Genomic DNA, 12,582 nt, shown 5'->3' with positions numbered 1-12,582 from the left:
CTCTGGAGGAGCACGATGAAACTGATACTTCTGGGCCCGCCGGGGGCCGGCAAGGGCACGCAGGCCGCCTTCATCTGCCAGCACTACGGCATTCCGCAGATTTCCACCGGCGACATGCTGCGTGCCGCAGTCAAGGCCGGCACGCCGCTGGGCCTGCAGGCCAAGAGCGTGATGGACGCGGGCGGCCTGGTGAGCGACGAGCTCATCATCAACCTGGTCAAGGAGCGCATCGCCCAGCCCGACTGCGCGCAGGGCTTCCTGTTCGACGGCTTTCCGCGCACCATCCCGCAGGCCGAGGCGATGAAGGAGGCCGGCGTCAAGCTCGACTACGTGCTGGAGATCGACGTGCCCTTCGACGCCATCATCGAGCGCATGAGCGGCCGGCGCAGCCACCCGGCCTCGGGCCGCACCTACCACGTCAAGTTCAACCCGCCCAAGGTGGCCGGCCAGGACGACGTCACCGGCGAGCCGCTGGTGCAGCGCGACGACGACAAGGAAGAAACCGTGCGCAAGCGCCTGGAGGTCTACAGCCAGCAGACGCGCCCGTTGGTCGACTACTACAGCAACTGGGCCCAGGCCGACGCGGCGGCGGCGCCGAAATACCGTGCCATCGACGGCACCGGGGCGGTGGAAGAAATCACCGCGCGCGCGCTGGCGGCGCTGGCGAGCTGAGCCGCGGCTGCAAGCCGGCGCCGCGCGCTGGTCGCGCGGCCTGAGTCTCGATTCGCCGGCCGTCAGCGCGTTGAACGCCCGAAGTCCGTGGTCCAGTAGCTGCCGTAGGTCGTCGCGCTTCGATAGACGCAGCTGGCGCCGAAGTCGGCGTAATTGGCCAACATGATGTTCTTGCAGTGGCCGGGGCTGGCGAGCCAGCCTGCCACTACCTTGTCGACCGTTCCGTAGCCAGCCGCGATATTCTCGCCCCAGGCCGTCGCGCTGTAGCCGGCGTCCCGGATGCGCTCGTCCACCGTGCTGCCATCGGAGCCGGTGTGGTCAAAACGGTTGTTCAGCGCCATGTCGATCGAATGGCGCTGGGCCGCCGTGGCCAGCGCCGGGCTCCAGTTCAGTGCCGCCATGTCGCCGCAAGCCTGTATTCCGGCGGGCAGCGATGGATCCGGCGGAGATGGGTCCGGCGGAGGCGGGTTCGGCAGCGTCGGCCCGGGCAAGGGATCGCCAGGTGACGGAGCGTCGCCGTCGCCGCCACCCCCGCAGGCCGCGATCAGGGCGCACAGGAGGGCACACAGCAGGGCGCCGGAGCTGCGGTGCTGGTCATCGGGAATCATCTGGCCTGGGTCCGTCTGGGCGGATGGAACCGTGCGCGCGAGGGAGAATCCCGGCACTCCCTTCTACAACGCGAAGGAATCGTGACGTTGGCGCGTCAACCTTCATTAGGAGGGGGAGTGTCGTCCTGGGGCGGCGTCACGGATGTGGTCGTCGACTTGCGCCGGGTGTTCGCGTAGCCGGCACCGATGAAGAACTTGTCCTGCAGGAAGTCATAGCCGGCGAGTCCGGCCACGTGGTTGCCCTGATAGCCGATGCCGACCGGGATGCCGACTTTCAGGTCCGTCGAGGTCGGGTAGAAGGCCACGCCCACAGCGCCGATCGCCCGGTTCCTGCGCCTGGAGGTGGTGGCCATCAGGTTGATGGCAGGGCCGCTGTTGCCCCCCGCGCCGAACGCGTAGCTGACGCCGACAAACACGCCAACCCCGGCGTGTTACGGGCTGCTGATTCCAGCCAGCGCCAAGGCAATGGCAATCATGGATTTTCGCATTGCAGGTCTCCTCGATGAAGATCGTCCCGGACCAACCACATGTCGAGCCGGCACCCAGGCTCAGGTCCGCCAGCATTGCACGCCCGCAAGCTCGGCGTGCGCCGCCCCTTCCCCTCGCCCGGCGGTCGACGCAGTGATTCTGGAGCAAACGCCCTGGCGGCACAAGGCATCCGCCAGGCTTCAATCCGGGATCGCGCGCAGGCTCAGGATGCCGACGCAAGCCGAACCGGGGCACGAAATCGCCGAGCGGGGAACACAAAACCAAATGGATATCAGGGTTAACCCTGATATCCATTTGGTTGCACCTCGGTGATACTTCGTGCTTCCAGGATTGCGCCTGCAATCCGGATCCACCCCCCCCCCCCCCCCCCCCCCCCCCCCCCACTTCGGCTCCACCCCATGTCCACCACCATCGGCATCAAGGTCGACCAGGCCCTGCGCGAGCGCATCCGCGGCGCCGCAGAGGAAATCGGCCGTACCCCCCACTGGCTCGTCAAGCAGGCGGCCCTGCTCTATGTCGACGCGATCGAGCGCGGCCACAGCATCATCCACCTCGCCCGGCCGGGCGCCGACGACGGCAGCCCGACCGAAGAGGTGCAACCTGAGGCCGGACATGAGGTACAACCATTCCTTGCCTTCGCCCAGTCCGTGCTGCCCCAGACCCCGCTGCGCGCCGCCATCACCGCGGCCTGGCATCGGCCGGAGCCGGATTGCCTGCCGGCCCTGCTGCCGCTGGCGCGAGCCGACGACGCGGCCCAGGCGAGCCAGGTGCGCGAGCTCGCGACGCGCCTGGTGCAGGGCCTGCGCGATGCGCCGATCACCAGCGGCGTGGCCGCCCTGGTGCAGGAGTTCTCCCTTTCCAGCCAGGAGGGCGTGGCCCTGATGTGCCTGGCCGAGGCGCTGCTGCGCATCCCCGACAAGGCCACGCGCGACGCGCTGATCCGCGACAAGATCAGCCATGGCGACTGGCGCGCCCACGTCGGCCGCTCGCCGTCCCTGTTCGTCAACGCCGCCGCCTGGGGCCTGGTGCTGACCGGCAAGCTGACGGCGACCAGCAGCGAAAAGACGCTGTCGGCCGCGCTCACGCGCGTCATCGGCAAGGGCGGCGAGCCGCTCATCCGCCAGGGTGTGCACCGCGCCATGAAGCTGATGGGCGAGCAGTTCGTCACCGGCCAGAACATCGCGGAGGCGCTGGCCAACAGTCGCACGCACGAAAAGCAGGGCTTTCGCTATTCCTACGACATGCTGGGCGAGGCCGCCGTCACCGACGCCGACGCGCAGCGCTACCTGCAGGCCTACGAGCAGGCCATCCACGCGATCGGCGCCGCCTCCAACGGGCGCGGCATCTACGACGGGCCGGGCATCTCGGTCAAGCTCTCGGCGCTGCACCCGCGCTACAGCCGCGCCCAGTACGAGCGCGTGATGGGCGAGCTGCTGCCGCGCCTCACGCACCTGGCCGAGCTGGCGCGCCAGTACGACATCGGCATGAACATCGACGCCGAGGAGGCGGATCGGCTGGAGCTGTCGCTCGACTTGCTGGAAGCCCTGTGCGCCGCGCCCTCGCTCAAGGGCTGGAGCGGCATCGGCTTCGTGGTGCAGGCCTACCAGAAGCGCTGCCCGCAGGTCATCGATCACCTCGTGGACCTGGCGCGACGCAGCCGCCGGCGCCTGATGGTGCGCCTGGTCAAGGGCGCCTACTGGGACAGCGAGATCAAGCGCGCCCAGCTGGACGGCCTGCCCGGCTACCCGGTCTACACGCGCAAGGCCTACACCGACGTGAGCTACCTGGCCTGCGCGCGCAAGCTGCTGGAGGCGCCGGATGCCATCTACCCGCAGTTCGCCACGCACAACGCGCAGACGCTGGCCAGCATCGTCCACATGGCGCAGGCGGTGGGCGGCAACTACTACAGCGGCCAGTACGAGTTCCAGTGCCTGCACGGCATGGGCGAGCCGCTCTACGCCCAGGTCACCGGCCCCGCCGCCGAGGGCAAGCTGGGCCGGCCCTGCCGCATCTACGCGCCGGTGGGCAACCACGAGACGCTGCTCGCCTACCTGGTGCGCCGCCTGCTGGAGAACGGCGCCAACACCTCGTTCGTCAACCGCATCGGCGACCCCGACGTGCCGGTGGCCGAACTGGTGGCGGACCCGGTGGAGGAGGTCCTGGAGATCGCGCGCACCGAAGGCCGCCTGGGCGCGCCGCACCCGCGCATCCCGCTGCCGTCCGAACTCTTTGCCGGACTCGGCGCCGAGGCACGCGCCAACTCGCAGGGCCTGAACCTGGCGCACGAGCAGCAGCTCGCCTCGCTCGCCGCGGCGCTGCTGCACAGCACCAGCGAAACGCACCTGGCGGCGCCGGCCGGCGTTGCCGCGCCCGCGCAGCCGGCGCAGGATGCGCGCTGGCAGCCGCTGGCCAACCCGGCCGAGCACGGCGACATCGTGGGCTGGGTGTGCGAGGCCAGCGACGCCGACATCGACGCCGCCGCCGCGCGCGCCACGCAGGTGGCACCGATCTGGGCCGGCACGCCGCCGGCGGCCCGCGCCGACGTGCTGGCGCGCGCGGCCGACCTGCTGGAGCAGCGCAGCCAGCCGCTCATGGGCCTGATCATGCGCGAGGCCGGCAAGACCCTGGCCAACGCCGTGGGCGAGATCCGCGAGGCCGCCGACTTCCTGCGCTATTACGGCGCCCAGGTGGCGGCGCACTTCGACAACGCACGCGAGCGCCCGCTCGGCGTGGCGCTGGCGATCAGCCCCTGGAATTTCCCGCTCGCCATCTTCACCGGCCAGGTGGCCGCCGCGCTGGCCGCCGGCAACACCGTGCTGGCCAAGCCGGCCGAGCAGACGCCGCTCACCGCCGCCGCCATGGTCGCCATCCTGCACGAGGCCGGCGTGCCGCAGGACGCGCTGCAGCTGCTGCCGGGCCAGGGCGAGACCGTGGGCGCGACCCTGGTCGCGCACCCGCAGGTCGCCGGCGTGATGTTCACCGGCTCGACCGAGGTGGCCCGCGCCATCGCGCGCCAGCTGGCGCAGCGCCTGTCGCCCGACGGCCAGGCGATCCCGCTGATCGCCGAGACCGGCGGCCAGAACGCCATGGTGGTGGATTCCTCGGCGCTGGCCGAGCAGGTGGTGGTGGACGTGCTGGCCTCGGCCTTCGACTCGGCCGGCCAGCGCTGCTCGGCGCTGCGCCTGCTGTGCCTGCAGGAGGACGTGGCCGAGCGCCAGCTCGCCATGCTCAAGGACGCGCTGCAGGAGTGGCAGCTCGGCAACCCGGACCGCCTGTCGACCGACGTCGGTCCGGTGATCGACGCCGAGGCGCGCGCCCAGATCGAGGCCCACATCCGCCAGATGGCGGAAGCCGGCCAGAAGGTGACGCGGGTCGAGCGCAAGAGCGGCACGCTCAATGGCCACTTCGTGGCGCCGGCCATCATCGAGATCGACGCCGTCTCGCGCCTGAAGCGCGAGGTGTTCGGCCCCGTGCTGCACGTGATCCGCTACCGGCGCGAGCAGCTGGACGCGCTGATCGAGGCCGTCAACGCCAGCGGCTACGGCCTGACCTTCGGCGTGCACAGCCGCATCGACGAGACCATCGACCACCTGACGCAGCGCGTGCAGGCCGGCAACATCTACGTCAACCGCAACATCATCGGCGCCGTGGTCGGCGTGCAGCCCTTCGGCGGCATGGGCCTGTCGGGCACCGGGCCCAAGGCCGGCGGCCCGCTCTACCTGCACCGGCTGGTGCGCGGCAGCGCGAATCACGCGCTGGCGCTCCTGCCGCAGGGCGACGTGCCGGCGCACCCGGCGCTGGCGCTGCTGCAGCGCCTGACCGCAGCCACGAACACTCTGCCGGCGGAACTGCAGGCGCCCGCAGGCAGCGCCTTCGAGGCCGCGCTGCAGGCCACGCGCCTGGGCACCAGCCTCACCCTGCCCGGCCCCACCGGTGAGTCCAACCGCTACCGCCTGCTGCCGCGCGGGCCGGTGTGGGCACTGCCGGCCACGCCGCTGGGCCTGCTGCACCAGATCGCGGCCGCGCTTGCCAGCGGCAACCCCTGCCACGTCGTGCTGCCGCAGCCGGATGCCGGCTGCGACGCAGCCTGGCAGGCGCTGCAGGCCGCCGCCGGCGCGGACGCGGCGCACTGGCTGCAACGCGCCGAGGCCACCACGCTGGACGACGCCGCCAGTCCCGTCGCCGCCCTGCTGTTCGAAGGCGACGGCGACGCGCTGCTGCAGGTCAATGCCCGCGTGGCCGCCCGTGCGGGCGCCATCGTGCGCGTCGAAAGCCGCGCCAGCGACGCGCTGCAGGCCGGCCAGGGCTACGACCTGGCGGCGCTGCTGCACGAGCAGTCGATCAGCACCAACACGGCGGCCGCCGGCGGCAACGCCCAGCTCATGACCATGGCCTGAGCGCCGCCCGGCGCCGCGGCCTTTCCCCGCAGACCCCGCCTCCGCGCCGCGGAGGCGAACCATTCCTTCGCGACGCAGCCGTTGCCCCGGTGGGGCCCGCGCCGGCAAGAACCCTGAAACAGAGGACTCCATGCAATTCTCCTGGAACGACCCCACGGCGATCATGTTCGCCATCTACCTGGTCGCCATGCTCGGCATCGGTGCCATCGGCTACTTCAGCACCAAGAACCTGTCGGACTACATCCTGGGCGGCCGCAGCCTGGGCAGCTTCGTCACCGCCCTGTCAGCCGGCGCCTCCGACATGAGCGGCTGGCTGCTGATGGGCCTGCCCGGCGCGGTCTATGTCTCGGGCCTGTCCGAGTCCTGGATCGCCATCGGCCTGATCATCGGCGCCTACCTGAACTGGCGCCTGGTGGCGGCACGCCTGCGCCACTACACCGAGCGCGCCGGCAACGCCCTCACCCTGCCCGACTACTTCAGCAACCGCTTCGAGGACCGCTCGCGCGTGCTGCGCGTGGTCACGGCGCTGGTGATCCTGGTGTTCTTCACGCTCTACTGCGCCTCGGGCGTGGTGGCCGGCGCGCGCCTGTTCGAGAACATGTTCGGCATGCCGTATGACGTGGCGCTGTGGGTGGGCGCGGCCTGCACCATTGCCTACGTGCTGATCGGCGGCTTCCTGGCGGTGAGCTGGACCGACACCATCCAGGCCTCGATGATGATCACGGCGCTGCTGCTGGCGCCGGTCATGGCCTGGCTGGCGCTCCAGGGCCAGCTCACGCCGGCGCAGGACCTGCACGCCATCGTCGCGCCGGAGAAGTTCGACCTGCTGCAGGGCGCCAGCTTCATCGGCATCGTCTCGCTGCTGGCCTGGGGCCTGGGCTATTTCGGCCAGCCGCACATCCTGGTGCGCTTCATGGCCGCCTCCTCGGTCGAGGCGATCCCGAGCGCGCGGCGTATCGGCATGGCCTGGATGATCCTGTGCCTGGCCGGCGCGGTGGCGGTCGGCTTCATCGGCATCCCCTACTTCGCGCTCAACAGCGGCGGTGCCGCCGCGGTCAACGCCAACGGCGAGACCGTGTTCATGGAGATCGCCAAGCAGCTGTTCAACCCCTGGATCGCCGGTGCCCTGCTGGCCGCCATCCTGGCCGCCGTCATGAGCACGCTGTCGTGCCAGTTGCTGGTGTGCTCCAGCGCCCTGACCGAGGACCTGTACCGCCCCTTCCTGCGCCCCAATGCGAGCCAGCGCGAGCTGGTCTGGGTCGGCCGCGCCATGGTGCTGCTGGTGGCCCTGATCGCCATCGCCCTGGCCGCCAACCCCGAGTCCAAGGTGCTGGGCATGGTGAGCTACGCCTGGGCCGGCTTTGGCGCCGCCTTCGGCCCGGTCATCATCCTGTCGCTGTTCTGGGAGCGCATGACGCGGGGCGGCGCGCTGGCCGGCATCATCGTCGGCGCCGTCACCGTGCTGGTCTGGAAGCAGTTCGGCTGGCTCGGCCTCTACGAGATCGTGCCCGGCTTCGTCTTTGCCTGGATCGCCGTGGTCGTGGTGAGCCGCCTGGAAGCCGCACCTTCGACCTCCATGCGCGCCGCGCACGCGGGCGTCGTGCGCGAGTTCGCACAGATCGGCGCCCGCTGACGCACGCGCTCCACGCGGGCGCCACCGGGGGCTTGCGCAGATATCGAAACTGTTGAAAAATACAGTCACTGGATATCTGCACAGGTGCCCCATGAGCGACACACCCAAACTCACCGCCCGCCAGCAGCAGATCCTGCAGCTGGTGCAGCACACCATCGCCCACACCGGCGCACCCCCCACGCGCGCCGAGATCGCGGCCGAGCTGGGCTTTCGCTCCGCCAACGCCGCCGAGGAGCACCTGCAGGCGCTCGCGCGCAAGGGCGTCATCGAGCTCGTCAGCGGCACCTCGCGCGGCATCCGCCTGAAGGGCCCGGCGCGCGCCAGCCTGCCGGGCGACGGCTTCTCCCTGCCCCTGCCCGGCATGGCGCAGCTGGCACTGCCCCTGATCGGGCGCGTCGCGGCCGGCTCGCCCATCCTCGCCCAGGAACACGTCGACCAGACCTACCACCTCGAGCCCACCCTGTTCGCACGCCGTCCCGACTACCTGCTGCGTGTGCGCGGCATGTCGATGCAGGGCGCCGGCATCATGGACGGCGACCTGCTGGCGGTGCAAAGCACGCGCGAAGCACGCAACGGCCAGATCGTCGTCGCGCGCCTGGGCGACGAGGTCACCGTCAAGCGCTTTCATCGCCATCAGGGCCAGATCGAGTTGCACGCCGAGAACCCCGACTACCCGACCATCGTCGTGCACCCTGGCGAGCCGTTCGAGATCGAGGGCCTGGCGGTCGGCCTGATCCGCAACAACATGCTGATGTAGCACCCACGCAAATCGCGCCGCCGCAGGTGGCGGGCGTGGAGATGGCCGAGTGCGAAAACGCCGGTCGTCCACACCCTGCAGCGGCGCATGGGGGCCGGCGATCGTGCAACGCGGCAACGCCGGCCCCACCGGTCAATCTCGCCTGTGTCCAACCTCCTCGCTTCCAGAAAGGTTTTACATGGGAACAGTGAAACACCTCTTGCCGACCCTGCGCAACAGCGCCCAGGTCTTGCGGCTGGCTGACTTCCGCACGCCGCGCCGGCGGCCCATCGGCGATGCCCCTGCCCGCCGCGCCGGGCCTGCCGGCACGGTACCCCGGGGCGGCGCGCACGTGGTGCGGATCACCCACTTCCCCGAGCGCGATGCAAACGACGGCCGGATCAGCCGCCTGCGCATCTCCGGCCGCCTGGCCGACGTCTGCGCAGAACTCGATCGCCTGGCCGAAGCCGAGGCCCGCGCGCTGGCCGCCATGCGCCGCGCATGAGGTCAGGCACTCCTTGCGTCGGCGTGCGTCCAGCACTCGCCGACGCCGGCGGCGGCCCTTCGGCCTGTCCAGACCTGCGCGGACCGGTCTGAGGCCGCAGGCCCCAGTCCCCCCAGCCCGCGACACGGCAGGCCCCGACCACGGGAGCCCCCACTGGCGCGCTCCGCGCGCAACGAAGCCCGTCGCTTCATGCGCGGCGCGCGAGGGACTTGTTCAGCGCTGCCTTGACGCGCAGCGCGATGAGCCGGCCCAAGGTGTGGGGGCCGCATCCGACGTCCACGCGCAGCGGCTGTACCCGCGGCTGCCCGGCGCTATCGCCGAGGCCCGGCGCACGGCACAATGCACGCATGAACATCGTCATACTGGATGACTATCAGGACGCGGTGCGCAAGCTGGCCTGCGCTGCCAAGCTCGACGCCTATCCGGCCAAGGTCTACACCAACACGGTCAAGGGCCTGGGCCAGTTGTCCGTACGACTGCGCGACGCCGAGGTGCTGGTGCTGATCCGCGAGCGCACGCAGATCACGCGCCAGCTCATCGAGAAGCTGCCGCGCCTGAAGATGATCTCGCAGACCGGCCGCGCCGGCAGCCACATCGACCTCGCCGCCTGCACCGAGCGCGGCATCGTGGTGGCCGAGGGCGTCGGCTCGCCGATCGCGCCGGCCGAGCTGACCTGGGCGCTGATCATGGCCGCCATGCGGCGCCTGCCGCAGTACATCGGCAACCTGAAGCACGGCGCCTGGCAGCAGTCGGGGCTCAAGGCCGCCTCGATGCCGCCCAATTTCGGTGTCGGCATGGTGTTGCGCGGACGCACGCTCGGCATCTGGGGCTACGGTCGCATCGGCCAGATCGTGGCCGGCTACGGCCGCGCCTTCGGCATGCAGGTGCTGGTCTGGGGTTCGCCCGAATCGATGGCCCGGGCGCGCGCCGACGGCTACCACACGGCGCCCACGCGCGCCGAATTCTTCGCGCTCGCCGACGTGCTGACGCTGCACCTGCGCCTGGTCGACGCCACGCGCGGCCTGGTGCGCCTGGACGATCTGGCGCGCATGAAGCCCACCGCCCTGCTCGTCAACACCTCGCGCGCCGAGCTGATCGAACACGACGCCCTGGTGAGTGCCCTCAACCGCGGGCGCCCCGGCATGGCCGCGGTCGACGTGTTCGAAAGCGAACCCATCCTGCAGGGTCACGCCCTGCTGCGGCTGGAAAACTGCATCTGCACGCCGCACATCGGCTACGTCGAGCAGGACAGCTACGAGCTCTACTTCGGCGCCGCCTTCGACAACATCGTCAACTACCTGCGCGGCACGCCCACCTCGATCGTCAATCCGGGCGCGCTGCAGGTGCGACGGTGAGATGACGCTCCCCCCGGGTCGCTGCGCTCCATCCCCCGCCGGGGGACAACGCCGATGGCCGGCTCGAGCTCGGGCATGGCGTGCACCGGGCCGGCTTGCACGGCAGCCAGCGGAGACTCGCGGTTTCGTGACCCAACAGGTGGCGCCCAGCCCGGATCGCCGTGCGGCCGCGCGGCGCGCGGGGGCGCCAGCCATGGCCCGGTCCTGGCCCATCCGCGGTCCAGGCCAGCGCGCCGCCATCGAGCCATCGGGCAGCATTGCGATCGACGATCCCCTGCGCCCGTCATGCGCCGCCGGCGCATCATCGAAGCGCAGCGCACTCATTCGCCATTCGTCATCGCGCAAGCGCGCCGGCATCGCATGAGCGAGAGCGACTCCAGCCCCACCCTCGCCCTGGTGCTGCGCGGCGCGCGCCAGGCACTGCAGGCCGAGACGCGCCCGCTGCCGGTGCCCGGCGCCGGCGAGGTGCGTCTGCGCGTGCACGCCTGCGCGGTCTGCCGCACCGACCTGCACCTGCAGGACGGCGACCTGCCGCAGGCACGCTGGCCGGTGGTGCCGGGTCACGAGGTGGTCGGCCGCGTCGAGGCCCTGGGGCCCGGCGTTACCGCGCTGCGCCTGGGGCAACGCGTCGGCGTGCCCTGGCTGGGCGGCGCCTGCGGCCACTGTCGCTATTGCCGGGCCGGCCAGGAGAACCTGTGCGACACGCCCGAGTTCACCGGCTGCACGCGCGATGGCGGCTATGCCACGCACGCGGTGGCGCGGGCCGATTTCTGCGTCGATCTGGAGCGCCTGGACCTGGACGACGCCCGCGCGGCGCCGCTGCTGTGCGCCGGCCTGATCGGCTGGCGGTCGCTGCGCATGGCGGGCGACGACGCGCGCGCACTCGGCCTCTACGGCTTCGGCGCCGCCGCGCACCTGATCGCCCAGGTCGCCGTGGCCCAGGGCCGGCGCGTTTACGCCTTCACGCGCGTGGGCGACGTCGGCGCCCAGGCCCAGGCACGCCAGCTCGGCTGCGCCTGGGCCGGAGACTCGGGGCAGGCGCCGCCGGAAGAGCTCGACGCCGCCGTCCTGTTTGCGCCAGTGGGCGAACTGGTGCCGCTGGCGCTGAAGGCGGTGCGCAAGGGCGGCCGCGTGGTGTGCGGCGGCATCCACATGAGCGACATCCCGAGCTTCCCCTACGCCCTGCTGTGGGAAGAGCGGCAGGTGCTGTCGGTCGCCAACCTCACGCGCACCGACGCGCGCGAATTCTTCGCCGCATTGCAAACCCTCCCGCCGCTGCAGGTGCACACCACGCCCTACCCGCTGGCGGCGGCGCAGCAGGCGATGGATGACCTGCGCGCCGGGCGCTTTCAGGGTGCGGCCGTGCTGCTGCCCCCGCAACCGGATCGACCCTGATCGCGGCCGGCAGCGTGGCGCCGCGCCGGCACGCGACGCGCCAGGCCGGCCAGGGCCGTTCGGCCACCGCAGACCATAATCACAGGCCATGAACACGCCTGCGCCCCTGCACCTCATTTCGTCCATGGCCACCCAGCGCCTGCTGGCCGAGCTGATCGCCGCGCCCGAGCGTACGCCCGGCGGCGCCGACGTGCGGCTGGAGGCCGTGGGCGGCGTCGACGCCGCGCGCCGCGTCGCGGCGGGCGAAGCGTTCGACCTCGTGGTGCTGGGCGCCGGGGCGCTCGACAAGCTGATCGCCGGCGGCCACGTGCTGGTCGGCAGCCGGGTCGACCTGGTGCGCTCGGCCACGGCGGTCGCGGTACCGGCCGGCGCGCCGCATCCGGACATCGGCAGCGCCGAGGCCGTGCGCGCCGCCGTCCTGGCAGCGCCCAGCGTGGGCTACTCGACCGGGCCCAGCGGCGTCGCGCTGGCGGCGCTGTTCGCGCGCTGGGGCATTGCCGACGCCGTGCAGGCCAAGCTGGTGACGCCGCCGCCGGGTACGCCGGTGGGCCAGCTCGTGGCCCGCGGCGAAGTGGCGCTGGGCTTCCAGCAGCTGAGCGAACTGATGCACCTGCCGGGCATCGACGTGCTCGGCGTGCTGCCGCCAGCGATCGAGATCACCACCGTCTTCTCCGGCGGCGTGGCGGCCAGCTCGCGCCGGCCCGAGGCCGCGCGCGCCCTGCTGGCCGACCTGGCCGCGCCCTGGACCGCGGCGCTCAAGCGCGCCAACGGCATGAACCCGGCATAGCTGCC

General features: G+C 71.5%; 10 protein-coding genes. 8 read left to right on the top strand and 2 right to left on the bottom strand.

The features are described 5' to 3' along the window. Positions 1–15 precede the first annotated feature (15 nt). Positions 16–672 carry an adenylate kinase gene (adk, locus tag PKA16_RS06600; RefSeq protein ID WP_324401616.1) on the top strand — a complete coding sequence of 219 codons (657 nt, stop codon included), beginning with the start codon at positions 16–18 and terminating at the stop codon, positions 670–672. A 62-nt stretch (positions 673–734) separates the two neighbouring features. Here the strand turns inward: adk and PKA16_RS06595 are convergent, their stop codons facing one another. Both PKA16_RS06595 and PKA16_RS06590 read right to left on the bottom strand, forming a co-directional pair. Next, positions 735–1,073, bottom strand: coding sequence for a CAP domain-containing protein (locus PKA16_RS06595; protein WP_324401614.1), 339 nt, complete (start codon positions 1,071–1,073; stop codon positions 735–737). A gap of 302 nt (positions 1,074–1,375) precedes the next feature. Beyond that, the gene (locus PKA16_RS06590; protein ID WP_324401612.1) at positions 1,376–1,696 is read right to left on the bottom strand and encodes a hypothetical protein; all 321 of its coding nucleotides are present in this window, start codon (positions 1,694–1,696) and stop codon (positions 1,376–1,378) included. 471 nt (positions 1,697–2,167) lie between these two features. On the opposite strand from PKA16_RS06590, the gene putA reads away from it, so the two are divergent. The 7 genes from putA to PKA16_RS06555 all read left to right on the top strand — a co-directional run bounded on the left by putA (position 2,168) and on the right by PKA16_RS06555 (position 12,577). Continuing rightward, positions 2,168–6,166 carry a trifunctional transcriptional regulator/proline dehydrogenase/L-glutamate gamma-semialdehyde dehydrogenase gene (gene putA, locus PKA16_RS06585; RefSeq protein ID WP_324401610.1) on the top strand — a complete coding sequence of 1,333 codons (3,999 nt, stop codon included), beginning with the start codon at positions 2,168–2,170 and terminating at the stop codon, positions 6,164–6,166. 130 nt (positions 6,167–6,296) lie between these two features. Beyond that, positions 6,297–7,799, top strand: a complete 1,503-nt coding sequence (putP, locus tag PKA16_RS06580) for a sodium/proline symporter PutP (protein ID WP_324401608.1) — start codon at positions 6,297–6,299, stop codon at positions 7,797–7,799. 91 nt (positions 7,800–7,890) lie between these two features. Next, on the top strand, positions 7,891–8,556 hold the full coding sequence (gene lexA, locus PKA16_RS06575) for a transcriptional repressor LexA (RefSeq protein ID WP_324401606.1): 666 nt from the start codon (positions 7,891–7,893) through the stop codon (positions 8,554–8,556). A gap of 199 nt (positions 8,557–8,755) precedes the next feature. After that, positions 8,756–9,040 (top strand): hypothetical protein, encoded by a 285-nt coding sequence (locus tag PKA16_RS06570; RefSeq protein WP_324401604.1) that lies wholly within the window; start codon positions 8,756–8,758, stop codon positions 9,038–9,040. Between the two features lie 347 nt (positions 9,041–9,387). Continuing rightward, a complete protein-coding gene (locus tag PKA16_RS06565) occupies positions 9,388–10,395 on the top strand; it encodes a D-2-hydroxyacid dehydrogenase family protein (protein WP_324401602.1) in 1,008 nt (335 codons plus the stop codon). Between the two features lie 360 nt (positions 10,396–10,755). Next, entirely contained in the window at positions 10,756–11,790 is a 1,035-nt protein-coding gene (locus PKA16_RS06560) for a zinc-dependent alcohol dehydrogenase family protein (protein ID WP_324401599.1), read from the top strand. An 88-nt stretch (positions 11,791–11,878) separates the two neighbouring features. Further along, positions 11,879–12,577 carry a substrate-binding domain-containing protein gene (locus PKA16_RS06555; RefSeq protein ID WP_324401598.1) on the top strand — a complete coding sequence of 233 codons (699 nt, stop codon included), beginning with the start codon at positions 11,879–11,881 and terminating at the stop codon, positions 12,575–12,577. Positions 12,578–12,582: the final 5 nt, after the last annotated feature.

Source organism: Ottowia sp. (assembly GCF_035325765.1).
In the GTDB taxonomy this organism is placed as follows: Bacteria; Pseudomonadota; Gammaproteobacteria; order Burkholderiales; family Burkholderiaceae_C; genus Ottowia.
The sequence above is the reverse complement of the archived record's forward strand: the minus strand, read 5'-3'. Positions and strand labels throughout refer to the sequence as shown.

Coding starts and splice junctions, on each gene's coding strand:
- putP (WP_324401608.1), top strand. CDS start 6,297: ATGCAATTCTCCTGGAACGACCCCACGGCGATCATGTTCGCCATCTAC.
- PKA16_RS06565 (WP_324401602.1), top strand. CDS start 9,388: ATGAACATCGTCATACTGGATGACTATCAGGACGCGGTGCGCAAGCTG.
- PKA16_RS06595 (WP_324401614.1), bottom strand. CDS start 1,073: ATGGCGGCACTGAACTGGAGCCCGGCGCTGGCCACGGCGGCCCAGCGC.
- putA (WP_324401610.1), top strand. CDS start 2,168: ATGTCCACCACCATCGGCATCAAGGTCGACCAGGCCCTGCGCGAGCGC.
- PKA16_RS06560 (WP_324401599.1), top strand. CDS start 10,756: ATGAGCGAGAGCGACTCCAGCCCCACCCTCGCCCTGGTGCTGCGCGGC.
- PKA16_RS06555 (WP_324401598.1), top strand. CDS start 11,879: ATGAACACGCCTGCGCCCCTGCACCTCATTTCGTCCATGGCCACCCAG.
- lexA (WP_324401606.1), top strand. CDS start 7,891: ATGAGCGACACACCCAAACTCACCGCCCGCCAGCAGCAGATCCTGCAG.
- adk (WP_324401616.1), top strand. CDS start 16: ATGAAACTGATACTTCTGGGCCCGCCGGGGGCCGGCAAGGGCACGCAG.